The following is a 24770-nucleotide window of genomic DNA, read 5'->3' as shown; positions in this document are numbered from 1 at the left end:
ATAAAATTACCAAATTGAAAATTTCGAATGCTTAACACAAATCTTAAAATTATGAAAAATATCATTTTATCAGCCGCAGCATTATTAGCAATTACAGGTATATCAACAGTAAAAGCATCAGAAACTAAATCTCCGTTAGCAGTTACAGTGAAAATGGATAGCGCATCCACTATGAAAATGGATAGTGCATATACAATGAAAGCAGATAGTGCATATACAATTAAAGCAGATAGTGCATCCACTATGAAGATGGACAGTGCAGCTACAATGAAAACAGATAGTGCAGCTACAATGAAAATGGATAGCGCAGCTACGATGAGAACAGACAGTACAATGAGTGTAAAACAAGATAGTTCTCAGAAAGTGCCTGTTAAATTAGAAGAGCTTCCAGCACCTGTAACCACTACTTTAAAAGCAGATGCTTACAAAGACTGGACAGCTACAACAGCATTTTTAGTAACTGCAGCAGATAAATCGCAATTCTACCAAATTGATGTAACGAAAGGTACTGAAAAGGCCTTCATCAAAATCAACAAAGATGGTGTTGTTGTTCAATAGATAATAATAGAATACGTTTTAATATCATAATGGGAGCCGGATTTTATCCGGCTCTTTTTTGTGCAAAAGGATTTAGTTTAATTCTCTGCAAGGCGGGCAGTTTTCCCGAGCGTATCAGGTAGCCTATAATTAATGCGATCAGCATGGCTTGGTTATTTAACAAGTTTAGCAAAACGCTGATAAAATGCAGTTGGACTATTTTCATGTTTAGGTTCGTATTTACCTGCAATGATTGGTAAATAGATAACTCTTCGCCGGCTTTGTTCACCAATTACAGCCGATTGAGCAACGCGGTGCCATAAACGTCCGTCGTGTATAGTCAAATCTCCTGCCTCAGGAACAATAGCTACTTCTTTTAAATCAGCTTTATTATCCAGGAAATATTTCTTGCGGAATAACATTTGATAAAGACTTTGCTTGTGCGTACCCGGCAGGACCCTTAATCCACCATTTTCTGGTTTCAACGTACTCAAATGGATTCCCACATTCAGCATAGGATTTAATTTTTGTCCGTGAAAGATATCACGTAAACCATCCGTATGCCAGCCCATTTGTGTAAACTTACTTTCCGGGCCATTGACATAATGATTTAAAACCATTCCATCTTTTTCTTCCGTACCTAACCTGGCGCCAGGGCCGATAAGGCTTAATAAAGTTTCAAATCGGGGATCTTGCGTTAGTCCGGAAAACAAGGGATGCTGCTGATTCAGGAACGCAAAACGCTGTACAATAGCAGAACCATCCAGATCCTTACCATATTTAACAGGGATGCCATTTACTTTGATTTTCTTTTGCTCAATCCAATCCTGCTGGACTTTTAAAGATGCCTGGATAATGCTATTTACCGTTTCTGGCTGAATGAAGTTTTTAAAATGGATGAAGCCATTTTTATTAAAAAAATAGTTTTGTTCATCTGTAATGGTTTCGCCTAAAGTGAATCTGGTATAGGAATGGTTCATGGTTGCTGAGATTTAGGGTGAAAATTGGGTATAGCAAATCCTGCTGCATAAATTGGCAGGTTCTAAAGGATATTAATCAAAGAATATTTTTTCAGTGATTTAACAACAACAATAGCAACAACCTGCCCTTTCTGAGAAGGGCATTCGCATGATGGGCATGCTATGGATAGGGTTGTTATAGTTCATAGGGTGTAATGTATACTAATTTAGTATACATTAAAAATGTAGGAAAATATTTTATTTATCATAAGATTTGAAAATAAATATCCATTCTTTTTTACTACTTGTACAAGCTGGCTGTAATCCTTTCAATCAATGACTTAGGAAGTAACCAGGCACTGAAAACAGAAACCTTATTTAGAAAGCCAGGAATGATTTCTGCTTTCTTTTTGAACATACCTTTTAAGCCAGCTTCCGCTACCTTTTCTGGCGTCATGTTGAATTTTTCGGCAAGCTCTGTTAAGGCATCCATTCCGGCACGACTTGAAAATCCAGTAGCAGTAGGGCCGGGAGATAAGCAAGAAACAGTAACCGGACTATCTTTTAATTCATAGCGCAAGGCACGACTATAAGAAAGTATGAATGACTTGCTGGCGGCATATAAGGCAAGTTTTGACATAGCCTGATAAGCGGCTACACTGGATATATTTAGAATATAGGACTGTTTTTGTTTTCTTAAAATAGGTAAAAGGTGATAGGTCAGCTCAATTACTGCATCGATGTTCAGCCTGAGCATATTGAGTTGTTCCGAAAGGCTTAAAACTTCAAAATCGGCCCATAGTCCATATCCTGCATTATTAACCAGGATAGATAGGTCTGAAGTGATACCTGTACACCATTCTTTGAGGTGTACAGCAGATGTGTTGAGCGAAAGATCGGCAGACAAATAATGCACTTTAACTTTATATTGTTGTTCAATGCTTTGTGAAAGTAATTGAAGGTCACTATCGCTACGTGCAACAAGCAGTAAATGATAGCCGGAACGGGCAAGTGAAACTGCAATAGCTTTTCCTATTCCTTTGCTGGCACCTGTTATTAAAGCGTATTCATTCATAAAAGAGATCTATAACGGGGTGTAAAATAGTGTTTTTCCCGGAATTAACAGTTTATCCACATTAGCTGTTGATAAACTGTTAGTTAAGTCCTGTTTAATGTGGATAGCTATCGGAAGATAAGGCTTGAATATAGTTTTTGCATTTAAAAGGTATCCAATTGCTCATTAAAAGTATACTTATCCACAATAATTGTTAATAAGCATGTTAAGTGATTGATATTCAGCTATATTTTTGTGTGGATAAATGTTTTGAATTTAGTGAAATTGAAGCCGGATTCCTGAAAACAGGGTTGAGTTTTAAAAACGTGGCCTTGGCGTACAGAACAGGTGTTGAGAAGGGGTTAAATAGTGCCTTGGAATGACCTTGGGATGAGGTTGGAATGACGTTGGAATGACCACAGTCATTCCAACCTCATTGCAACGACGTTTTAAGGTCGTTAGAAAGGGTAAGCAGACTACTGTTTAACTAAGACTGAAACGGTTCTCAACGGGTTTGGAGCTTAATTTTTTGTTTTCTAATCAGTTAACATAAATAAATATATATTAATTGATTTTTAATGTGTATCTTGTTTTTGTTCTGTATTTATTTAATAGTTTATTAATTGTTAAAATACAGGGTAAAACACCTTTGATTAGTATTCACAGCATTTTTCACCTTAATAAAAAAGTTATGGCTATTGTTACAAACAGTTATTTAGGAACATTCTCTGGAAGAATAGGAAATATGGTTATTTATCCTCTTGGAGGACAGATAGTTGCCAGAACTATAGGTATATCCTATAAAAAAGCCACCAATAGTCAGCTGAATTCAAGGATGGCGCTTAAAAAGATGAATTTTTTTTTACAGGACATCAAAGGGTTTCTCAAAGTCGGTTTTGAATTAGAAGCTAAAGGCACGTCAGCTAATGCATTCAATCACGCGTTTAAATATAACCGAAAACACGTTACAGGTACATTTCCGGACATCGCAATTGATTATGCAAAAATACTGGTCACCAAAGGAAAGATGCCCATTGTAGAAAAGGCAAAAGCAAGTCTCCTGACCGACAGGCTTAAAGTGAGCTGGGATACTCAGGTCATTAATGGGCAAACACATCAGGATGACCAGGTATTGCTATTGGCCTATTTTCCGGGGGAAAACGGGAAGACCCGTATTTTTACCACCTCGGTCAGAAGATCAGCGGGTACTTATAAGTTCAACCTGAACAGGAGTGCTAGAATGCGCAACGCACATTTGTATCTATCCTTTGTCTCAGATGATTATAAAAGTATTTCTGACAGTGTTTATCTTGGAGAGGTTTCCTGGGATAAAGTGGCTAAATAGCTGGAGTTCTTCCGCCGTCTACTGGAATACTAACTCCTGTAACGTATGAAGCAGCCGGTGAAGCCAGGAAAGCAATTACATTTCCAATTTCTTCCGGCTGACCAATTCTATTCATAGGAATGGAATTGGTCAGCTGTTTTTCTACTTCGTTTCTATTTCCTTTTTCGGAGAGACTATCCAGCAGTTTTGTGTAGCGGGTGGTATTTGTCAGACCCGGAAGGACATTGTTCACTGTAATGTTATACTGTGCCACCTCATTTGATAAGGTTTTTGCCCATCCCGCCACGGCAGCCCTGATTGTATTAGACACACCAAGATTTGGAAGTGGTGTTTTTACCGAAGTAGAGATGATGTTAATGATCCTTCCATATCCTGTAGCTTTCATACCGGGTAAAACTGCCTGAACCAGTAAGTGATTACAAACCAGATGCTGGCTGAATGCCTGTTCAAAATCATTGGTTATTGCTTCGGTAATCGGGCCTGGTTTTGGACCTCCGCTGTTATTGATCAAAATTTTTACCAGGTCTTTTGCTACGATGTTCTGAATTGCAGTATTAACTGATGCCGGGTCGGAAAAATCTGCGACGGCATAAGAATGTTGTTGTCCTTCAATTAATGGTAACTCCTTTAAAGCATTGATTAATGATTCTTCATTTCTTGCAATCAAAATGCAGTTTGCACCCAAACCGGCAAGTATGGTTGCTGCAGCCAGTCCAATACCTTGTGTACTTCCACAAATTACTGCAGTTTTATTTGAAAGGGACATGTTCATTATAATCAGGTTTTAATTTTTATACACCAATAGTCTTATAGGATTACAGGTAAAAATATCAAAAAAAAGCCGGTCTCTATTAAAGACTGGCTTTTTTAATTGTGTGTGTATTATCTTTCTCTACCACCTCTTTGGGGCTGATTATTGTTGTTTCCTTTTTGGTTATCTCTTCCATGTCCCTGTCCATGACCGGCCCTGCCTTTCATTTGTGATCTTTCATTGGAGCGGGGATTTACATTTTGGCCAGGTCTGTTATTCCTTGCTGCCATGTATCTTTTGTCTTTGCTATCTCTGATATTTCCTTGTTTACCATGGTAGTTTTTGTATTTACCATATTGTTTAAGGTTTTGAGCATGGTTTAAATATGGATTTGGTTTGTTCATCACCACCTTATACCCATTGTATAAATTATAGTTGCTGTACCTGGCTGGTAAAGTTCTTTTCGATACCCATTTTCCATTGACCAGGTAAGTATAATTTTGTGAGGATACATTATAATATGAATCTACATCTGGCAGGTAGTAGTTATCAACATGGTCGTATCCTGTTGGTCCCCAGGCTGGCTGAGATCCTATATTTATATTCAGGTTTATTTGTGCACTGGCTTTGATGCTGCTAAACGAAGCTACTCCGATAATTACAGCTAAAACAATTCTTTTCATTTGTGTGGTTGAGTTATTTGCTAAGGGTATTCCAAACGAGATGCCATCATTCAGTATATCAGATACTTTACCCATGAATAATGGATATTTGCCGATGAAGGAGGTATCCTTATCGCCCGTGGCTGATTTTTTTAATATTTTAGCGTAATGATAGATGTATCCTGTGCCCTGATTATTAGCCAGAACGGACAAGTTTTAGTCGCTCAAAGAAGTTTGAGTATGCATTTGCCGCTTAATTGGGAATTTCCCGGGGGAAAGGTTGAACCGGGCGAAACTGCTGAAGATGGCCTGATCCGGGAAATCCGGGAGGAGCTTGGTGTGGAAATCCAGATCTTGAAAAAGATGTTGCCTTCAGTTTATGACCAGGGGAAACAGGTGATACGCCTGCTACCTTTTCAATGTAAACTGATTAGCGGGGAGATCAAACTTACCGAGCATGCAGCTTTTCAATGGCTGTTTCCTGCAGAATTAAAGAAATTAGACTGGGCAGAAGCAGATATTCCAGTCGTGCAAAACTTTATAGATGAAATGATGTTATAAAGAAAAATCTATAGTATGAATTCATTTTTCAAAACAATCATCGCAGGCTGGGGCGCTAAAAAACTTGGCGGAGGCTGTCTGTCTACCATCCTTATTTTCGTCCTTATTTATGTTGCTTTAGGTCAATGCAGCAGAACACCTCAACGTACCGCTGCATTGCACAAAACTGTGCCGGTTATAGAAAACAGGCAGTAATTTTTTTATTTTGCGATTGCAGCAAAAAGCTTGGGTAATTCCGTGTCACCACTTGTTTTGAAGGTCAGTGCATTTTTAGGGGAATATAAAAATAAGGATGGGTACTTTGTAGGCTGGAATAAAGGGATAAATACATGATCGCGATCTTCCAGCAACAATACATTCTTTTTTCCAACCAGGTTCTTTCCGTATTTGCCCATGAAATCATTCATGGTAATATGCTGGTCAAGAGAAACAAGATAGATATTCAATTTTTTTAAGTCCTGGTATTTCTTAGACAATTCAATCATGGTCTTCTGGCAGTGAACGCAAGTCGCATCAAAAAAAACAAAAAGTGATTTGTGTGCTGGAATAATTTGTGCTTTCGTGAAGGTTTTTCCATCAGCTTTATAAAACTGAAAATTTGGAATATCCGTAGCAGGCATTTGTGCTGAAGCAGTAAGAGAAAGGAAGGCCATCAAAAAGCCTAAAAGATATGGTTTCATAAGATCAGATGTTTTTTCAATAAACGTGATGCCTGGCGTATTTATGCAGGCTTCATTCCTATTGTTAAGGTAATCAAATATAATAATTGGGATGGTCTGAAATGATAAGAAAATTAATTTTAGTGGAAAGAAACGGGGACCATCCAGGCGGACGGTCCCCGTTATCTAATTAACGCTCTCGTATATAAGACGACCAAATCTTGAATTTATTGTGTACGATTAAAATAATTTGAGAAATTTAATTGATATCAAGCGTAAGTCCCCCGGACATCAGTTTTCTTGTAGTCACTTTGGTAGCTGCGTTGTAACTGCTGAGCGGCTCATGCCATTCGTCCGAAACTCCATCTACTTTAACAGGCTGCTGACCCATAAATTTACGTCCGCATCCGGATCTGTTTTTTGCGCATAAAGCGATGTGAATGAAAGGCAGTTGATGCTGCTGAAGATAACTAAACTCAGGATGGTTTTTAAATCCTTTTTTTTGCAGGGGGGGAAATAACCTCGCTTAACAAAGCTATCTGATCAGCTATATAGTCTCAATAAATTAACATTTTTTAACGCATGGAAGCCCTAACAAAAGGGCTTATCTTTTTGTTCCTTTTATTCATAATAGAATTATGGGACTATTGTCTATTGTGTAATTTATGGGTTCAGTGTATCTTGGCTAAATACTAAATATAAACATGACAGCTGTTGACCTCCAAAAGAGACAGAAATTATTCTATAGTATTATAGATCAGGTAGAAAAAGAATATCATTTATACTTTGGTCTTAAATCTATTCAAAAGAGATTAAGCCAGACAGAGCGGATTTATGATCATTTTATACTGGATCATCAATCTTTCGAGCTATCTTTTTATCCAGAAAGCGACTTACCTCAGGAAATCAGAGATTTGGTTTTAAATGCGCATCATGAGATATTTTCCAAGCAAACACATCTAGGCTAAATTGACTTTATGATTACTTTGCTAAAGGCTTTTAAAATTTAACCATAGTTGAAATTCGAGGTTTTGTCTTTAATTTAGGTTTCTAAATCTTCCCTGATCCTGAGCCTATGAAACCTCTCATTTTCATTATTTTATGGTTATTTATGCTGGATACTTCCGCACAAAACAAAGAAAGAGTTTTGCTAAGCGATTTGTATCAAATAAAGACAGCCTCTAATGTGAAATTTTCTCCTGATGGAAAGTGGTATACTTATAGTGTTCAGTCTATAGTTGCCAATGAAACTAAAACAGGGGAATATGATTATCAGCGGCAATGGTTTTTGGCTGCTTCAGATTTTAGTGCTGCCCCAAGAGCCATCACCAGCCAGAAAGAAAATAGTAGTTATGTTTGCTGGTCTGGAGATAGCCGCCAATTATTTTTTACAAGAGCGGTCAAAGGGAAGTCGCAGGTCTTCAGTCTCTCATTAAATGGTGGTGAAGCTGTGCAGTTGACAGATTTTCAATATGGTGCGGAAAAACCGGTGGTTAGCAAAGATGGAAAGACTTTATTTTTCTCTGCTTCACTAAACCTGGAAGAACTGGAAAAAGATTCAGTCCTGAATCCGCAAAAGGCCTCACCATCATGGAACCTGGAAAAGCCTGAAGTTACTGTTCTTGAGATTTATACAAATTCTGCTAAGGGAAATGCTGATGGTAGTTTAAAGGAGATCAGAGCTTATTTGCAACAGAATGAAAAGGAGAAAAAGGCAAAGGTTTTTAACAGGTTAGATTTTCAGGACGAAGCAATTACTAATCCTGAATTGAATTTTACCCAGCTATTTACTTTATCACTGGTTGATCCTGATGCAGTTCCTATATCCTTAACCAGTGGTTTTTACAGTTATGAATTGATAGCTGTGAGCCCGGACGGTAAATCAGTTCTGGTCAATGCCGATCTCAATCCTTCAGTACACCCCGATAGAAGTACCGAGTCTGCTATTTACCGGATAAATATAAATGGGGGAAAACCAGAATTAATTTTGAGTGGTGCTGGTCAGCAGTTTAAGGCAACCAGCATCTCTGGAGATGGCAATTGGATAAGTTTTACACAAACTCCTGGAAGAGGAATAAATATAGGGAAAACATTTGTTTACAACTTGAAATCAAAACAACAGCTTCAGATACCTTTAGAACGTAATTTTAATGGCGTTAGCTGGAACAGAGAAAATACGCAGCTTTATTTTACAGCCAGTTCCAATGGAGGAAATGTATTGTACCGTTATAAGTTAGCTGATCATTCAGTAAAACGTCTTTCTGCTTTTGATACCGGAATAACATCATTTGATATTAATAAAACACAATTGGTTTATTCGCAAATGAATACTTCAGACCCTTCGGAAGTTTTTGCTGCAGATTTGCTGAATAAAACACCAAAGCAGATTACCAGCCTCAATACAAGATGGCTTAAGGGAAAGAAACTGAGTTATCCGGTGAAAAAAACATTTACCAATGATCAGGGGATGGAAGTGGAGTACTGGGTTATGAAACCTGCAGGGGCAGAAGCCGGGCATCAATATCCTGTGATGCTGGAAATTCATGGCGGGCCATCAGCGATGTGGGGACCAGGTGAATCCAGTATGTGGCATGAATTCCAATATTACACGGGCTTGGGGTATGGCATAGTCTATGCTAATCCGCGCGGATCGGGTGGGTATAGTGAAGCTTTTTTAAGGGCTAATGTGAAGGATTGGGGGGCAGGGCCGATGCGGGATGTGATGAAAGCGCTTGATCTGACTATTGAAGAGGGCTGGGCTGACACGACTAAACAATTCATTACCGGTGGCTCTTATGCAGGTTACCTTACTACCTGGATCATCGCTCATACTAACCGGTTTAAAGCAGCTTGTGCACAGCGCGGCGTTTATGACCTGACTACCTTTTTTGGAGAAGGTAATGCCTGGAGGCTGGTGCCGGAATATTTTGGTGGTTATCCCTGGGAAAAGGAAGCCGGAAAATTACTCAGAGCTGAATCCCCCTTTACTTATGTAGATCAGATCCATACGCCACTGATTATCTTTCATGGGGAGACGGATTTACGAACTGGGGTTGTTCAATCTGAAATGCTCTATAAAGCGCTCAAAGTCTTAGGCAGACCAGTAGAATATGTAAGACATCCGGGCGGCACCCATGAGCTCACCAGATCAGGAAATAACAGGCAGCGTGCTGACCAGATGTTAAGGACAATGGAATTTTTTGAACGATACAAACAATAATGATTAAAAAAGTATATACCACTTATAAAGATTCTTTTTCTGGATTAAGCGCTGAAACCTGGTTATTAAGTATAGTGATGCTCATCAATAGGAGCAGCAGCATGGCTGTACCTTTTATGAGTTTATATATGACTCAATATTTGCACAGACCACCGTCTGATGCAGGATTGATTATCACCCTGTTTGGAGTAGGGTCTATTTTGGGTGCAACTGCAGGAGGAAAACTGACTGATGTGATTGGGTTCAGGGCTGTACAAATTATCTCTTCCATTATTGGAGGATTGTTTTTTATCCTGTATTCTACGGTTACGCATTTTCATGCTTTGTGTATGCTGACTGTTGTAATTAGTTTCTTCTCTGAGGCCTTTAGACCGGCAAACTTTGCTGCGATTGCAACTTATGCAAAAGAAGGCACTCAAACCCGTTCGTATTCGCTGAACAGACTGGCAACAAATATGGGTTGGGCAGTAGGCAGTGCTGTAGGAGGGATTGTTGCATCTTTTAGCTATCCTATGCTGTTTGTGCTGGATGGATCGGTGAGTGCACTTTCTGGTCTCTCGATTTTATTGCTTTTGCCGGCAACTGCCAAAGGAGCACGTAAAGCGGTAGCTGAGAAAATTAAGGGAATGCAAGTGCGAAAGCCCTGGGAAGATAGCTTATTTATCAAGTTTTTATTGCTGACCACCATGCTGACTACTTGTTTTTTCCTGATGTTCAGAGTAGTCCCTTTATTTTATAAAGAGGTTTGGCATATCAATGAAATGAAAATCGGTTTGATATTGGGGATGAATGGTTTGATCATTGCGCTTTTTGAGATGGTCATGATCAGCAGAATTGAAAATAAACGTTCTCCAATCCATTATATCGTCAAAGGTGTGTTGTTTATTGCTGGTGCTTATTTCATACTATTATTACCAGGAATTACGCCGGTTATGGTTGCTCTTTTATCTGTACTGCTGTTTACGATAGGGGAAATGTTCGCACTTCCTTTTATCAATACTTTTGTAATGAGCAGGACCAATGAGTTTAACCGCGGACAGTATGCTGCCGGATATACTTTAAGCTGGTCGGTTTCACAAGTGATCGGCCCTTCGGCAGGTTTTTATCTGGCGGAAAAATATGGGTACAACTGGTTGTGGATAATGCTGATCGTATTGTTAGTCGTTTGTGCGTCAGGTTTTAAATTACTGAAACATAAAATGGATTAAACTGTCTTTAATAGTGGAGGCAATTTTGTAATATTATAATTATTAAGCATGCAATGCAATAATTATAATATTCATCAAAGGCTCCATCTAACAAAAAATAAACAATTAAAACTAAACAGATGAAACGTAATGCAACAGCCGTTTGGAATGGCACAATCAAAGAGGGTAAAGGTCATTTAACAACTGACAGTACTGTACTGAACCAAACTCAATATTCATTTAGCAGCCGTTTTGAAGATGGTGTAGGAACCAATCCGGAAGAGTTAATGGCAGCTGCGCATGCAGGATGTTTTACAATGAAGTTAAGTCTTGATCTGACTGAGGCTGGTTTCAATCCGACATCACTGGAAACTAAAGGAACAGTATCTTTAGATAATGGAGTGATTACAAGTTCTAACCTGGTACTGAAAGCCAATATTCCTGATATTACGGAAGAGCAGTTTCAGAAAATTGCTGCTGGTGCAAAAGAAAACTGTCCGGTGAGTAAGGCTTATAATGTGGCTATCTCTCTGGAAGCTAGTTTGGTTTAAAAGAATAATTAATCTAATTTTTAGAAGCTGTTGAAATGGTTTCAAAGAAATGCTTTCTGTAAAGAAGGCATTTCTTTTGGTCAGAATTTGCTGGTTAGTATTTAGGCGGAGCGATAAGGTTACGCATCACTAAAAAGATAACAACCAGGGCCAGCAGGATAATCATAATTTCTGATAATCCTATTTTGATATTATTGAACATATATAATATTGTAATCATCTTATTTTTTGTTTTAGGGAAGGTAAGTTACCCCCTTGTTTACGGATATTGGATGTCTGTGGATTTCAATGTATTGAATATTATAGGAATCGGGCTTTAATATTTAATCTTTAACCAAACAATAAGCCTTTTCATTCCTTTTTATGGTATAGATTTCTAAAGAATTAAATTATGGACAGGTTAGTTATAGAATCAATCCTCGCGGAGGCTGAAAAAATATATGTATCAAATGATACCGAAAGCGCTGAATTAGGTACCATACTGATGCTTGGCTTTAAGGCTGATCATGCAGAACAGGTAGTGAATGCGTTTACGGCTTTGAAAAACATTACACATGGTAAAGTAGTGGACCTGATAATTTGTAAAACACTGACTTCAGGAATTTATGATCTGGAACTTAAAACAGATGCGTTAGATGAGCCAGTCAGGATTTTGAACAAAGCAATACCAGATGACTTGCTGTTGCGGCTTGAAAAACAGCTGCAAAAGGATCAGGAAATTTTGCTTGGTACTAATGTATCGGAACAAGAGAGCTGGATTTCTTTAACCAATGCACAAGTAAAAGAGTGCGCCGTTAAAGAAAGATAAGTTGTTTTTTGAAGCGAACTACTAACCACCTTCAACATTCAGGTTGAAGGTGGTTTTTAATTTATATTTCCTGGTTTGTGGCTTCCAGATGGTTGTCAGTCCAGCTGATGTACCAGATTTTCTCCGTTTATATTTTGTTTTTTATCGCATAATGGCTGAATTTTACTTTATTTTCAGGAAAAAAACCGGTTTAAATAAATCAGCACGTTATCTCTGTTTTTTGTTATTTTCGTAACAGATAAAATTAATTATGAGTGAGGAACCAGCTAATAACTCCTTTGGGATTTTAAGAAGCTTAAAGAAATTAATCTTTGAGGATAGCCCTGAGCCATTTGTCCCTGAATCGAAACAGACAGTTGCGCCATCGGTAACGGAAACTAAAAAGGGTGAAGGTGTAACTAACAACCCTCAAACTAATCTAACACAAAATACTTCTGATTTGCCTCCAACAGATGTCAAGCAGATGAAGCTTAAAGTGCTGGAGATCTTAGAAAGAATTAATGAACCGGGATTAGACTTTTTTGAAGTTTGGAATGCAGCTGCTGAGATGGGAAGTGTGAATGCGGGCTCTATAAAAGCAGCTTTTACTTCTTTAAAATATGTGGATAAAACCCTGGATAAGGATAAACTGGTCAGAACGGGTCAGAATTATGCAGCAGAATTGCAAAAGGTAATTGATAAGGAAACGAGTCAGAAGCAGCAGCAAAAGGAAAACATTGAACAGAACCAGGTGGCAGAAAAAGCCAATCTGACTGCAGAGATCGGGCGGCTGGAACAAAGTATGGAAGAATTGCGTGAAAAACTGAGCTCCAGACAAAAAGAACTTAAAGAAATCAATAGTAAATATGAACCTCAGTTGAAAGATATAGATGCAAAAATAGCTGTAGGCAATACTGCGGTTGCAGAAGTGATCACTGATATAAAAAATGCGCTTAACATAATCCAAACCAATATAAACTAAAAATTAAGATGGAAAATAAGTCCCAATTTGTCAACATCCCGGCCGAATTGAAAAGCCAGCTACCAATATTTCAGGTACTTGGTGATCATTTGCCTAGCCAGATGCAAACGCCAGAAGCCAAAAAGACGATGGCCAATATTTTTTTCTGGGTAATTGTTTTAGGCGGAGCTTTTGCCTTTTTTAAATTCCTGCCATTAATGCTGGAATATGCGGCAAAAAGCATTCTGTTGGTAATTTTTAGTATTATACTGATTGTATTGTTATTGCTGGCACCAAAAATTATTGCTTTGCTGCACCGTTTGGGAACTATTTTGATTTTTAAAGGAGAAAAGGCTATCATCCGTAACAATCCGATTGAAACATTACAATTGTTATCAAAAGATGCTAAAGATACTTTGAAAAGGGTAAAAGAGAAGATTACCAATGTAGACGGGGTGCGTATTGATATGATCCAGAGTGGGGAGACTGCGCAGAAAACGGCAGAGGAAAAATATACTTATGCAAAGCGTTTTACGGTTGAAGCAGCTAATCTGGACGAAAAGGGAAAACAAGAAGCGGCTAATAACAATACGGAGAAAGCAAATGGGTATGGCAGGGATGCGAAAGAAACCCGCACTAAAGCATTTTTGTTAGGAAAAGAAGGAGAGTCTGAAGAACAGAATGCGAGAAGTTATGTGCAGTATGCAAACCAGTTTGCCAAGGTGCTTGAAGTTTTGAAAGACAATGAAAGTGCTGCGCGTATTTATGTAAGTACGCTTGATAGTAGTATCTCTATCATTTCTAAAAAACTGGAAGCGACTCAGAAAATGAAAAATGCGACTGATGGTTTGGCGGAAGTATTTAACATTAAAGATAGCTGGGTATTTCAGGAGGCCATGAATGCAGCAACAGGTGCAATCAGCCAGAATATTGCTTCGATCCGTTCTAATCTTGATTTTCTGGATCAGAATAACAATATCACTGTGGGCGGTGCGCCAACACAGGGTGAGTTGGAAGAGTTTATTCAAAAGGTGGATCAGCGTAATCTTAAAATGCTTAATGTTAGCCAGATGTCAGACGCTTCTTATGAACTGAAAGCAGAAGAAAAGGTGGATAAGGGTTTTACTTTGCTGGATTAGACTTAGCGCTGATTTTAAAGGTGGCAGTCTTAAATTAAATTATTAACGATAAAATATAAACAGAGAATATGGAAGAAAAATCAACATGGGGCAGATTACGCTGGCCGATAAAAGCAATAATTATTGCTATTCCAATTATAGGATTAGGTTACTGGGCATCTGAAACCGGTAAATTTGATGGTGGTGCAACTAAAGCAGTACAGGATAGTACTGGTGTCAGCCGTACTGTAGATGCTTCGGGTTCGCCTTCTGCTGCAACTGCTGAGGAGAAGCGTTCTTTCAATTATACTCCGGAGAAACCAGTAAATGGTGAATATAAAGGGGTTGTTGAGGTTGGTGCTTCTGGCTTTAACTCTTTTGTAGTTAATATTGATAAGGAAAAGCGTTGGGAAATTATTTCTAAGGACTTTGGAAAATCTTTTGTTTATGAAGGTATGGCAACTACTGCTGATATCCGTACTGGATTAAAAGATTATATAGGTGCCATGTTTGATAAGGGCGTGAAGTCTAAAAATATACATTTCGTAATTAGCTCAGGTGCGCAAAAAGAACCTAAAACTGCAGCGATTACTTCAGAATTGAAGAAAATGGGTTATATCGTGAACCTGGTTACTGCAGAGCAGGAAGGTAAGCTTGCGCTAAAATGCGTATTGCCTGCCTCTTATTATGATAACTCTTTTGTAGTTGATATTGGTTCTGGTAACACTAAGATATCCTGGATGGATGGGATTGTTAAATCTGCTGAGGCACCCGGAGCGAAGTATTATGAGAAAGACTTAAAAGATGCTGCTGTTTACGATCAGGTTAAAGCGATTGCAGAGAAGATCCCTGCAACTAAGCGTGAGGTTTGTTTTATTATTGGTGGTGTTCCGTTTGAACTGGCTAAACAGACCCGTAATGGTGAGGAAAGATTTACTGTATTAAATAATCCTGAGAAGTATAATACAGATAAGGTAAAGATTAAAAGTGGTGTAAATATTTACAAAGCGATCAAGTCTGCGACGCATTGTGATACTTTTGTTTTTGACTGGGATGCTAACTTTACAATAGGGTTCCTGTTGTCGGTTAAGTAGGCTTTATAATACTCGGTTAATTAGGCTTTATAACATTAAAAAAGCTGCCTTGTCATTGACGGGGCAGCTTTTCTGTTTATATTATTTTATAAATTCCATTAAAGGTTCGAGTATGGTGGTTTCAAACTCTAACTGTTCTCTATGCCCTTTCTTTGTATCTGAAAAGGGTTCGCTGATTGGATAGTTTTTTACAAAGCGTGTGCTCTTAGCGCCAATCGTATAGACCAACAGACCATAACTCGTGTCATTGACCAGCCTGATTTCTTCAAAGTCCATCAGTGTTTTTGTATAAATTCCGGGTATCTTTTTATATACTTTCCGGGTACCCTGGTCAAAAATGATCTTTACATTCGCTAAAAACAGGAATTCATAGACTACATAACAGCAAAGTCCTGCGCCAATTAAATACAGGAAAAATTTGATATCATGAGCTATAGGCACAAAAGGAACGACAGCAAAGCATAAAAAAATCCCTGCTAAAAAGATCTTGATTTTAGTGTAATAACTCAGATTGGGTTGAATACTGAACCGGCCATCTGAGATTTCCAAGTTATAAAGCGCCATAATTTCTTTTCTATTTAATCTTCAATTTTCATGATGTGAAGCGCCTCATTAATCATGTTATTGAGTGGTACTGTAGAAAATACCGATTGGTTCAGCATCAGAAGTTTCTCTTTTCCGTCGATGTTTAAAACCATACTTGCTGTTGCATTCATTGTAATTCCAAAGACAGAGATCGTTTTGGCTACGAGGAAGGTTTCAAAATAGTCCAGGCTGTAGGCAACTTCAGAAGCGAAAAGATTCTTTTTTAACAGAACCTGACGGGATTCCATATCGATGGTAGTTTTTGCGGTAAGGCGAAGTAAAACCAGCGCACCGAGTATTGCCATAATATAGCCAACCCATCTGTTGGCGTTATCAGTTGCACCTATGGTAAAGGCAAGAATAAGTCCTCCTACCAGGAAGAGGCCACCAAGAAAGCCAATAAATACGAATTGTGCTTTCAGAAGATATTTATGACCATCCTGTTCAAAGTACTTGTAATTTTCCATGTTATTTCTGTTTAAGGGGTTAATTAAATTGTTTAGCTATTAGTATATTTATTGTGGATCACTAATTATATTGTTAAAATATATTTATTTTATCGGATAAACAAAATTTGACGACAAAATTAATGCCATGTGTCCTGATATGGACTGTTAAAATTTGCACTTTATAATAACTATTTGATTTGTTGGGAAATAGGAATGTTGTGTAATTTTCTTTAAGAATATTACTGGCTATTCGTTATTTGATAAATTGTAATGATTTCTGATTTGAGGACAGAAATGTGAAAGAAGAGGGCATAAAAAAAGCCCCTGTAAGGAGCTTCTAAAAGTTCTTTTTTTAATCCTATCCTAGAAAGAAAAATCATCATTCTGGCTTTTTGCAGCACCTTCATGATTTTCTGAATATTCATAGCGTTTTTCAACAACTTCCTGGTGATTCTTGATATAATCAACTGTCTCATTTAATCCTTCAGCGAATTTCTCAAAATCTTCTTTGTATAAAAAGATCTTATGTTTTACAAATACACCGTCTTCCAGTCTTTTCTTGCTTTCAGTAAGGGTTAAATAATAATCTCCTGAACGTGTTGCTTTAACGTCGAAAAAATAAGTTCTCTTACCGGCCCTTACTTTTTTAGAAAAAACCTCTTCTCTCTCTTTGTTGTCAAATTCTCCCATGTTTGGTATCGCTGTTGGTTTTTGGTTCGGGTAAATATAAAGTATTAATTAGATAAGATCAAAATAGAAATTAAAGAGATTTATTTTCTTCTTCCAATAACTGGTTCTGATACATCTCTTCGTAAATGCCGTGAAGGTTAATTAGTTCATCATGAGTACCTTGTTCTGCGATACGGCCTTCTTCAAGTACCAGAATCTTGTCTGCTTTTTTGATAGTAGATATCCTGTGGGCAATTAATATGCTGGTCTTTCCTTTCATGACATTACCCAGGTTGTTTAAGATTTCTTCCTCAGTTTTGGTATCTACTGCGGAAAGACAATCGTCAAAAATTAATATTTTAGGCTCTTTGATCAATGCTCTTGCGATAGATACACGTTGTTTTTGTCCGCCGGAAAGTGTGATTCCACGCTCACCCAGCATCGTGTCAAACTTCAGCTCAAAATCCATTATATTATGATATACGGCTGCATTTCGTGCTGCATTTTCGATCTCCAGATCAGTTACCTCATCCAGTCCAAAGGCAATATTATTCTTAATGTTATCAGAAAAGAGAAAAACTTCTTGTGGAACGAAACCGACTTGATCTCTGAAAGAATTCAGGTTGACATTCTTCAGTGGATTCCCGTCAATTGAAATCTGACCTGAATCGGTATCATACATTCTCATCATCAGATTGGCCAGGGTAGATTTTCCTGATCCGGTACGCCCGATGATCGCAACGAATTGTCCAGCTTTAATATCAAAACTTACATCTTGCAATGCTTTGATCCCTGTATCCTGATAGGTAAAGTTAACGTGCTCGAATTTGATATTTCCGCTGACTTCTCTGGCAGGGTCGTCTCCGGTATGGATATCTGATTGTAATTCAAGAAATTCATTGATCCTTTTCTGTGAGGCTGACGCGCGCTGAATTAGTGTGGTTACCCAGCCCAGCATGGTGACCGGGAATGTAAGCTGATTCACATACACGATGAATTCTGCAATGTTCCCTGCAGTAATAGACCCGTCGATTACTTGTTCTCCACCTATATATACGGTAAGAATAGTACTCAGGCCAACCAAAAGAAGCATAGTCGGGTAAAAGAGTGCTTGTACGCGTACCAGGCCCATAGAGCTGTTTTTATAGGCGCTGCTTTCGTTAGCGAAAATCTCCCGTGTATAATCTTCTCTGACATAAGATTTGATCACCCTGATGCCTGAAAATCTTTCCTGTACAAAACTTGATAAACTGGAAAGTTGTTCCTGAATCTGCTCGCTTTTATTGTTGATCTGGGTGTTGACAAAGTAGATAATGATGACCAGTACCGGCAGAGGTAGCAAACAGAAGGTAGCCAGTTTAGCATTCACTGAATACATGGAAGTAATAATCAGCAGAAATAAAACAAGGGTATTGATGGCATACATAATTGCAGGGCCAACATACATTCTTACTCTGTTGACATCTTCGGTAGCCCTGTTCATTAGATCACCGGTATTGTTGCGGCGGTAAAAGCCCAGACTCAGCTTTTGGTAGTGCGCGTAAATCTCATTTTTCATGTCAAATTCAATATGTCTGGACATCAGGATCAGGGTCTGGCGCATAAAGAACAGGAATAAACCTCTGATCAGATAGAGGATCAATACGATCGAGCCGAAATATAGCAGACTGTAGCTGAAGATGTCATAAATGATCTGCTGTCTTTCGAAACCGGTGAAAAGGCCATAAATCTGGATGTTCTCCGTAATAAGGTTAAAGGCATGGCCTATAACCTGAGCTGGAATTACACCGAAAATATTAGAGATAATAACGAAAAACACCCCGGGTACGATCCACCATTTATATTTATAGAAATGTTTATTTAAAAAACGAAGGTGCTTCATGTGGCGTAAAGTTAGCCAATTGCACATGATTTTTGAAAACTGTTTGGTTAAAACAATGTAAATAATGTTTTTTATCCTTAGTTTTGCGAGCTGTCTGATAAACGAAATCTTATGTCTGGTAATAGTTCTGCGGTAACCTCAATTTTAGATCAACTAAGTGCTTTAGGACACAAAAAAGTTGTTTTTTGTAATGATCCCGATACCGGTTTAAAAGCCATTATTGCTATTCATGATACGACACTGGGCCCTGCTTTAGGTGGTACAAGAATGTTAAGTTATGCTACGGAGACTGAAGCACTGGAAGATGTGCTGCGGTTATCAAGGAGTATGACTTATAAAGCTGCAATTACAGGTTTAAACCTGGGTGGCGGTAAGGCTGTAATCATTGGTGATTCCCGTAAAGGGAAATCTGAAGCGATGATGCGCAGTTTTGGCCGTTTTATTCAAAACCTGAATGGGGAGTTCATTACGGCTGAAGATGTAGGTACAACGACTAAAGACATGGAATATATCCGCATGGAAACCAAATATGTGACGGGAGTCCCTGAATCAATTGGTGGAATGGGTGATCCATCTCCTACAACTGCTAAAGGCGTTTTTCTGGGCATAAAAGCTTGTGTTAAGGAAGTTTTTGGAACTGATATGCTGGCAGGACGCTCTGTTGTTGTACAGGGGATTGGAAATGTAGGGGAGCAATTGGTGGAGTTATTGAGAAATGAAAACGTGGAAGTTTTTATCAGTGATATCAATGAGGAACGTTTACATCATATTGCAAGAAAATATAAAGCAAAACCTGTAGAGGCCAATAAAGTATTCGGTCTTGACGTTGATATCTATGCACCTTGTGCGTTAGGTGCTACAGTCAATGATGTAACTATTCCAAGAATGAAGTTTGCAATTATTGCTGGTTCAGCTAACAACCAGCTTGCAGATGAGCATGTGCATGGTAAGTTGCTTTTGGAAAAGAATATACTTTTTGCACCCGATTATCTGATTAATGCAGGCGGACTGATTAATTGTTATTCAGAATTAACAGGTTTTGGAAGAAAGCGCACGATGCAGCTGACAGAAAATATCTACCAGGCTACGCGCAATGTAATTAAACTGTCAAAGGCAGAAAATATCCCAACAATCCTGGCAGCAAACAGGATTGCAGAACAAAGAATAATAGACATCAAAAAAATAAAATCATCATTTTAATAACCGGTATATTACCAACTCGTTCTTACATTCATGTTAAATAGAAGGCACCTACGAATTAAAGTCCTGCAAAACATTTTTGCGTGGCAAATGACAGACAAAAAAGATCTACTTTCTGCAAAGAAAGAATTGATGCACAGTATTGACCAGGTTTATGAAATGTATGTCAGAATGCTGGCATTACTTTCTGAGATCACGGAATACACCTCAGTTGACGCTATTGAAAGAGCTAACAAGCATTTTCCAACAGCTGAAGATCTGAATCCTAACAAGAAATTACTGCGCAACAAGTTCATTGTTTTGCTGCAGGAAAATCCTGAATTTAAATCGGCTGTAAACAAATACCAGATTAACTGGCATGCAGACCCTGAATTCATCAAAACAATCTACAATAAGCTGAAAGCTACTCCTGAGTATATTGCTTATCTGGCAGATACTGATGATAGTCTGGAAGGGTCAAAAGAGATTATCAAATTTATCTTTAGAAAAATCATCCTTAAAAGCCAGAATATCATCCAGGCTTTTGAAGATAAATTTATCAACTGGCCGGTAGATAAGGAAGTGATGCAGGGGATGGTTGCAAAAACCCTGAAGAACTTTGTTTCGGAAGATCCGTTTAAAAACAAACTTACACCAATCAGTGTGGATTGGAAAGAAGACAGCAAGTTTGTGGAAGATCTTTTTACTTATACGCTGAAAAATAATACTGAATACCAGAATTTAATCGCTGAGCGTACTAAAAACTGGGAGTCGGAACGTATTGCATTAATGGATACAATCCTGATGAAAATGGCTATTTGTGAGTTGATGAATTTCCCTTCGATCCCGGTAAAAGTAACCATCAATGAGTATCTTGACTTGTCAAAAGATTACAGTACTCCGAAAAGTAATTCATTTATTAACGGTATCTTGGACAAAATTTTAGGCGATTTAAAGCGTACAAACAGTATCAAAAAAATTGGCCGCGGATTGATAGAAGAATAAAAAAATATAGGAATGAAGAAGATATTTTTACTTGCATTTGCAGCGGCTACGTTAGCCGCATGCCAACAAACAAAACCTACAGCGGTTGCGACTGACAGTGTAGTTAAAACTACTGAAACTAAAACTGTGGCTTCACCAGATGCACCTGTAATCAGTTTCAAACAGGGAATGTACAATTTCGGTAAAATTGTACAGGGTGAATCGGTACACTATGAATTCAAATTTACAAACACTGGAAAAAGCCCGTTGATTATTACCAATGCGACTGCAACTTGTGGATGTACTATTCCCGAAATCCCTAAAGAGCCGATTAAACCAGGAGCAGATGGCGTGATTAAAGTAGTTTTTAACAGCGCTGGCAAAATGGGAATGCAGGATAAAGTTGTCACGATCACTTCAAATGGTAATCCTTCTACAACAGAAGTACATCTGATTGGTGAGGTTAAAGAAAGAACATAATTTTATAATAATACAATCAATATGACATTAACAGTAATTTTAGATGCTGCTGCCGGCGGAAGCAGTATGTTAAGTACCTTGGTTCCAATGGTATTAATCATGGTAGTTTTCTATTTCTTCATGATCAGACCACAGGTTAAAAAAGCTAAAGACCACAAGAAATTAGTTGCAGACTTGAAAAAAGGTGATAAAATAGTTACTACTGCTGGTATCCATGGCAGAATCGTTGATATGAATGAACTTACTTTTCTAATCGAAGTTGAAGGCGGTACTAAAATCCGTTTTGATAAGTCAGCTATTTCTCTGGATGCAACTAAAGCATCTACTGAATTGCCTAAGGCTTAATTCGCTGATAGACATTAAAAAGCCGCTCCATTATTGGCGCGGCTTTTTTGTTTAGTGATAAAACCTTAAATTTGATTAATTACAGCCCGTATGCCATTCATTAAACTTACAAAAATAGAGCGAAAGCGCTTTTTAGTATTGATCACTTGTGTGCTTCTGGCTATTGCAGGGTGGTTATTTCTGGCGTTAAACAATAAATATGTTTATACGGCCAAGACTGTCCTGATTTATAAAAATTTCCCGCAGAAAAAAGCTTTTCATCCTTTACAGTCTGATACGGTAGATTTACAGGTAGAAGGAACGGGCTGGCAATTATTGTTTGCACGTTTAAGGGTAAATCCGCAATTTATCAGCATTAATCTTGAAAAATTAAATAACAGGAACTTTATCCTTTTTTCAGAGCAGTTATATAGTGTGAACAACCAGTTGGAAACTTCACAGAAAATTATATCTGTACGTCCTGATACGTTATACTTTGATTTTTCTAAAAGGACGGTAAAAAGAGTTCCGGTCAGATTAGTATCTAATTTATCTTTTGTAAAGCAGTTTGGTATTTCTGATGTGATTCAGTGTACACCGAATTACGTCACGGTATCAGGTCCTCAGGAAGAGCTGGAAAAGATTAACGAGTGGAAAACTGATACTTTAGTGCTGCATAATATTCAGAACCAGGCAGTGACCCGGGTAGGGATGAAACAGAACGTACTCAAAAATGTAAATATATTCCCGGCGAGTATCGAGGTTAAATTGCCAGTAGATGAGTTTACGGAGAAAACACTGGAAGTGCCGTTGAAGATTATCAATAATGGAGAATATTATAATGTTAAGCTTTATCCGAAAAAGGTTAAGATCACTTTTATGGTTGCCTTGTCCAGTTATCAGCAGGTAAATGAAGATTTCATTGAAGCTGTGGTAGATTTGAATGAGTGGAAGTTAAAGCATCATGGCCAGCTGAGTGTTAAGCTAACCCGCTTTCCTGATTATTGCAGAAGGATGAGGATAGACCCGGAAAAAGTTGATTTTATTATAGAAAGATAAATGATTAAGATTGGGATTACCGGTGGTATAGGAAGTGGCAAAACTATGGTTTGCAGCATATTTGAACAACTGGGGATTCCTGTGTTTTATGCGGATACCGTGGCTAAGGAAATTATGATAACCGATCCTATATTAAGGGAGGGGATTATAGCAGCTTTTGGCGTGGAGAGTTATGAGTTGTCCGGGAAGCTGAACAATAAACATATTGCACAAATTGTATTCAATAATAAAGTGGAGCTGGAGAAGCTGAATGCATTGGTTCATCCGGCTGTATTCAGCGCATTTGAAAGCTGGCAGCAAACTATACCTGCAGAGGTACCTTATAATTTGAAAGAGGCTGCCCTATTATTTGAGAGTGGGTCTTATAAAATGTGTGACCATAGTATTTTGGTTACCGCACCCAAAGCGGTCAAAATACAACGGGTGATGGACCGGGATGGGGTAACTGCCGAACAGGTCGAAGCGCGGATGGATAAGCAGCTGAGCGATGAAGAAAAGAATAAAATGGCTGATTTTTTAATTACAAATGATGAAAGCCGATCGGTGATACTCCAGGTATTGGAGCTGCACCATCAATTTATAAACCTTACAAAATAAATGATATTAGCGGATTTTTTAGTGCCAACTAAAATTGGACTGTATTGTGCCTATGGCAATTTTTACCTGGACCCGAAAGAAATGGTCAGGGATGCAGTAATTTCACATGCACACGGTGATCATGCAATTAGTGGTAATTTCAATGTGTATTGTACCAAAGCAACCTCATTGTTCATGATACAGCGGTATAAGAAATTTGCAGCGGGTGAGTTTCATCTGTATGCTTTTCATGCTGAATTTGTATTGAATGAAGTGAAGATAAGTTTTATCCCTGCTGGCCATATTTTAGGTTCTGCACTGGTAATGATGGAGTATAAAGGGGTTAAATATTTATATACCGGAGATTATAAGCTTCAGCCGGATACGACTTGCGAGCCTATAGAATTTGCGGAAGCTGATGTACTGATTACGGAAACAACTTTTGCAAATCCGGATACCAAACATCCTGATGTAGAACTGGAAATCAAAAAACTAAATGCGACAACGAGCAATATTATGCTGGGGGCTTATGCTTTAGGTAAGAGTCAGCGGTTGATTAAACTGATCAGCGACCTTTGTCCGCAGCGAAGGATCCTGGTACACCATAGTATTCTTCCTTTTGTGAAAATTTATGAGCAGATGGGAATTGATATGGGGAAATATGAGGTTTATGACCGGAAAGTAATGAAGAATACTAAAACTGATATGATTTACCTGGTACCGCCTTTGGTTTACAGAAGTTATATCAAAGCGGTAAATGTAATCAGGGTTTTTGCGACGGGATGGAAACATTTACAGCACAATAATGAGTTGCAATTGTTCATTTCTGATCATGTGGATTGGGATGATATCATTTATACAATTGAAAAAGTAAAGCCAAAAGAAATTTGGACTACACATGGGAGTGGAATTCAACTAAAAAGTTATTATTCAAACATTATTACTGTTAAATTGCTTAACTAATGGAACAGAGTGCCGACTATTATTTCAATGAAGAGGGATTGATGGTTTTTACAGAAACATATCACCTTAAACGTGGTTATTGCTGTAAAAATGGTTGTAAGCACTGTCCATGGAAATACGGCAGGAAAAAAGACAATGGGAATAATAGTGAATTAAATTCAGAAAAAAGATAAC

Annotated in this window: 31 protein-coding genes; 20 read left to right on the top strand and 11 right to left on the bottom strand. The window is 38.1% G+C overall.

Annotation, left to right across the window (positions count from 1 at the left end; genetic code table 11):
- Nucleotides 1-51 precede the first annotated feature (51 nt).
- Complete coding sequence (locus tag AY601_RS15350) at nt 52-558, top strand: hypothetical protein (RefSeq protein ID WP_157287954.1); 507 nt, start codon at nt 52-54, stop codon at nt 556-558.
- Between the two features lie 152 nt (nt 559-710).
- Here the strand turns inward: AY601_RS15350 and AY601_RS15345 are convergent, their stop codons facing one another.
- Together AY601_RS15345 and AY601_RS15340 are read right to left on the bottom strand one after the other, a co-directional pair.
- Nucleotides 711-1517, bottom strand: a complete 807-nt coding sequence (locus AY601_RS15345) for a phytanoyl-CoA dioxygenase family protein (protein ID WP_068402623.1) — start codon at nt 1515-1517, stop codon at nt 711-713.
- A 280-nt stretch (nt 1518-1797) separates the two neighbouring features.
- Nucleotides 1798-2571 carry an SDR family NAD(P)-dependent oxidoreductase gene (locus tag AY601_RS15340; RefSeq protein ID WP_068402621.1) on the bottom strand — a complete coding sequence of 258 codons (774 nt, stop codon included), beginning with the start codon at nt 2569-2571 and terminating at the stop codon, nt 1798-1800.
- A 670-nt stretch (nt 2572-3241) separates the two neighbouring features.
- On the opposite strand from AY601_RS15340, the gene AY601_RS15335 reads away from it, so the two are divergent.
- On the top strand, nt 3242-3895 hold the full coding sequence (locus tag AY601_RS15335; protein WP_157287952.1) for a DUF6266 family protein: 654 nt from the start codon (nt 3242-3244) through the stop codon (nt 3893-3895).
- Here AY601_RS15335 and AY601_RS15330 read toward each other — a convergent pair.
- On the bottom strand, nt 3888-4667 hold the full coding sequence (locus AY601_RS15330; RefSeq protein WP_068402617.1) for an SDR family oxidoreductase: 780 nt from the start codon (nt 4665-4667) through the stop codon (nt 3888-3890). The genes AY601_RS15335 and AY601_RS15330 overlap by 8 nt on opposite strands.
- A gap of 110 nt (nt 4668-4777) precedes the next feature.
- A complete protein-coding gene (locus tag AY601_RS15325) occupies nt 4778-5404 on the bottom strand; it encodes a hypothetical protein (RefSeq protein ID WP_068402615.1) in 627 nt (208 codons plus the stop codon).
- Between the two features lie 72 nt (nt 5405-5476).
- Here AY601_RS15325 and AY601_RS15320 point away from each other — a divergent pair, with 72 nt between their 5' ends.
- Nucleotides 5477-5869: a (deoxy)nucleoside triphosphate pyrophosphohydrolase gene (locus tag AY601_RS15320; RefSeq protein WP_068402613.1), complete on the top strand. Its 393-nt coding sequence runs from the start codon at nt 5477-5479 to the stop codon at nt 5867-5869.
- A gap of 15 nt (nt 5870-5884) precedes the next feature.
- Nucleotides 5885-6064 (top strand): hypothetical protein, encoded by a 180-nt coding sequence (locus tag AY601_RS15315; RefSeq protein ID WP_068402612.1) that lies wholly within the window; start codon nt 5885-5887, stop codon nt 6062-6064.
- Nucleotides 6065-6069: 5 nt separating this feature from the next.
- Here the strand turns inward: AY601_RS15315 and AY601_RS15310 are convergent, their stop codons facing one another.
- The gene (locus AY601_RS15310) at nt 6070-6549 is read right to left on the bottom strand and encodes a TlpA family protein disulfide reductase (RefSeq protein WP_068402611.1); all 480 of its coding nucleotides are present in this window, start codon (nt 6547-6549) and stop codon (nt 6070-6072) included.
- A gap of 238 nt (nt 6550-6787) precedes the next feature.
- Nucleotides 6788-6919, bottom strand: coding sequence for a hypothetical protein (locus AY601_RS26230; RefSeq protein WP_257722233.1), 132 nt, complete (start codon nt 6917-6919; stop codon nt 6788-6790).
- A 313-nt stretch (nt 6920-7232) separates the two neighbouring features.
- Between AY601_RS26230 and AY601_RS15305 the strand changes: the two genes are divergently transcribed.
- The 4 genes from AY601_RS15305 to AY601_RS15290 all read left to right on the top strand — a co-directional run bounded on the left by AY601_RS15305 (nt 7233) and on the right by AY601_RS15290 (nt 11486).
- Entirely contained in the window at nt 7233-7496 is a 264-nt protein-coding gene (locus tag AY601_RS15305) for a hypothetical protein (protein WP_068402609.1), read from the top strand.
- Between the two features lie 107 nt (nt 7497-7603).
- Complete coding sequence (locus AY601_RS15300; RefSeq protein WP_084359304.1) at nt 7604-9748, top strand: S9 family peptidase; 2145 nt, start codon at nt 7604-7606, stop codon at nt 9746-9748.
- Complete coding sequence (locus AY601_RS15295; RefSeq protein ID WP_068402608.1) at nt 9748-10956, top strand: MFS transporter; 1209 nt, start codon at nt 9748-9750, stop codon at nt 10954-10956. Before AY601_RS15300 ends, AY601_RS15295 begins: the two co-directional genes overlap by 1 nt.
- 119 nt (nt 10957-11075) lie before the next feature.
- Nucleotides 11076-11486 carry an OsmC family protein gene (locus AY601_RS15290; RefSeq protein WP_068402607.1) on the top strand — a complete coding sequence of 137 codons (411 nt, stop codon included), beginning with the start codon at nt 11076-11078 and terminating at the stop codon, nt 11484-11486.
- 94 nt (nt 11487-11580) lie between these two features.
- Here the strand turns inward: AY601_RS15290 and AY601_RS26225 are convergent, their stop codons facing one another.
- Nucleotides 11581-11706: a hypothetical protein gene (locus AY601_RS26225; protein ID WP_257722232.1), complete on the bottom strand. Its 126-nt coding sequence runs from the start codon at nt 11704-11706 to the stop codon at nt 11581-11583.
- A gap of 171 nt (nt 11707-11877) precedes the next feature.
- Here AY601_RS26225 and AY601_RS15285 point away from each other — a divergent pair, with 171 nt between their 5' ends.
- The 4 genes from AY601_RS15285 (at nt 11878) to AY601_RS15270 (ending at nt 15446) form a co-directional block, all read left to right on the top strand.
- Nucleotides 11878-12294, top strand: a complete 417-nt coding sequence (locus AY601_RS15285; RefSeq protein ID WP_068402606.1) for a hypothetical protein — start codon at nt 11878-11880, stop codon at nt 12292-12294.
- A 250-nt stretch (nt 12295-12544) separates the two neighbouring features.
- Complete coding sequence (locus tag AY601_RS15280; RefSeq protein ID WP_068402605.1) at nt 12545-13255, top strand: hypothetical protein; 711 nt, start codon at nt 12545-12547, stop codon at nt 13253-13255.
- A gap of 8 nt (nt 13256-13263) precedes the next feature.
- Complete coding sequence (locus tag AY601_RS15275; protein ID WP_068402604.1) at nt 13264-14373, top strand: hypothetical protein; 1110 nt, start codon at nt 13264-13266, stop codon at nt 14371-14373.
- Nucleotides 14374-14441: 68 nt separating this feature from the next.
- A complete protein-coding gene (locus AY601_RS15270) occupies nt 14442-15446 on the top strand; it encodes a hypothetical protein (protein ID WP_068402602.1) in 1005 nt (334 codons plus the stop codon).
- A gap of 81 nt (nt 15447-15527) precedes the next feature.
- On the opposite strand, the gene AY601_RS15265 is transcribed toward AY601_RS15270, so the two are convergent.
- The 4 genes from AY601_RS15265 to AY601_RS15250 form a co-directional block, all read right to left on the bottom strand.
- Nucleotides 15528-16010, bottom strand: a complete 483-nt coding sequence (locus tag AY601_RS15265; protein ID WP_068402600.1) for a hypothetical protein — start codon at nt 16008-16010, stop codon at nt 15528-15530.
- Between the two features lie 14 nt (nt 16011-16024).
- Nucleotides 16025-16498 carry a hypothetical protein gene (locus AY601_RS15260; RefSeq protein WP_068402598.1) on the bottom strand — a complete coding sequence of 158 codons (474 nt, stop codon included), beginning with the start codon at nt 16496-16498 and terminating at the stop codon, nt 16025-16027.
- A 345-nt stretch (nt 16499-16843) separates the two neighbouring features.
- Nucleotides 16844-17170: a DUF3276 family protein gene (locus AY601_RS15255; RefSeq protein ID WP_068402596.1), complete on the bottom strand. Its 327-nt coding sequence runs from the start codon at nt 17168-17170 to the stop codon at nt 16844-16846.
- 70 nt (nt 17171-17240) lie between these two features.
- Nucleotides 17241-19031: an ABC transporter ATP-binding protein gene (locus tag AY601_RS15250; RefSeq protein ID WP_068402594.1), complete on the bottom strand. Its 1791-nt coding sequence runs from the start codon at nt 19029-19031 to the stop codon at nt 17241-17243.
- Between the two features lie 111 nt (nt 19032-19142).
- On the opposite strand from AY601_RS15250, the gene AY601_RS15245 reads away from it, so the two are divergent.
- From AY601_RS15245 to AY601_RS25955, 8 genes are all read left to right on the top strand, one after another.
- Complete coding sequence (locus tag AY601_RS15245; protein WP_068402592.1) at nt 19143-20231, top strand: Glu/Leu/Phe/Val family dehydrogenase; 1089 nt, start codon at nt 19143-19145, stop codon at nt 20229-20231.
- A 90-nt stretch (nt 20232-20321) separates the two neighbouring features.
- The gene (nusB, locus tag AY601_RS15240; protein WP_232324612.1) at nt 20322-21215 is read left to right on the top strand and encodes a transcription antitermination factor NusB; all 894 of its coding nucleotides are present in this window, start codon (nt 20322-20324) and stop codon (nt 21213-21215) included.
- A 12-nt stretch (nt 21216-21227) separates the two neighbouring features.
- A complete protein-coding gene (locus tag AY601_RS15235) occupies nt 21228-21674 on the top strand; it encodes a DUF1573 domain-containing protein (RefSeq protein ID WP_068402587.1) in 447 nt (148 codons plus the stop codon).
- 21 nt (nt 21675-21695) lie between these two features.
- Complete coding sequence (yajC, locus tag AY601_RS15230) at nt 21696-22019, top strand: preprotein translocase subunit YajC (RefSeq protein ID WP_041885747.1); 324 nt, start codon at nt 21696-21698, stop codon at nt 22017-22019.
- A gap of 90 nt (nt 22020-22109) precedes the next feature.
- On the top strand, nt 22110-23057 hold the full coding sequence (locus AY601_RS15225) for a YbbR-like domain-containing protein (protein ID WP_068402586.1): 948 nt from the start codon (nt 22110-22112) through the stop codon (nt 23055-23057).
- The gene (gene coaE, locus AY601_RS15220; RefSeq protein ID WP_068402583.1) at nt 23058-23654 is read left to right on the top strand and encodes a dephospho-CoA kinase; all 597 of its coding nucleotides are present in this window, start codon (nt 23058-23060) and stop codon (nt 23652-23654) included.
- The gene (locus tag AY601_RS15215) at nt 23655-24596 is read left to right on the top strand and encodes an MBL fold metallo-hydrolase (protein WP_068402581.1); all 942 of its coding nucleotides are present in this window, start codon (nt 23655-23657) and stop codon (nt 24594-24596) included.
- Nucleotides 24596-24769: a DUF5522 domain-containing protein gene (locus tag AY601_RS25955; protein WP_198163538.1), complete on the top strand. Its 174-nt coding sequence runs from the start codon at nt 24596-24598 to the stop codon at nt 24767-24769. The genes AY601_RS15215 and AY601_RS25955 overlap by 1 nt, the downstream gene beginning before the upstream one ends.
- Nucleotide 24770 lies beyond the last annotated feature (1 nt).

Origin of the sequence: Pedobacter cryoconitis (assembly GCF_001590605.1) — a bacterium.
In the GTDB taxonomy this organism is placed as follows: domain Bacteria; phylum Bacteroidota; class Bacteroidia; order Sphingobacteriales; family Sphingobacteriaceae; genus Pedobacter; species Pedobacter cryoconitis_A.
The sequence above is the reverse complement of the archived record's forward strand: the minus strand, read 5'-3'. Positions and strand labels throughout refer to the sequence as shown.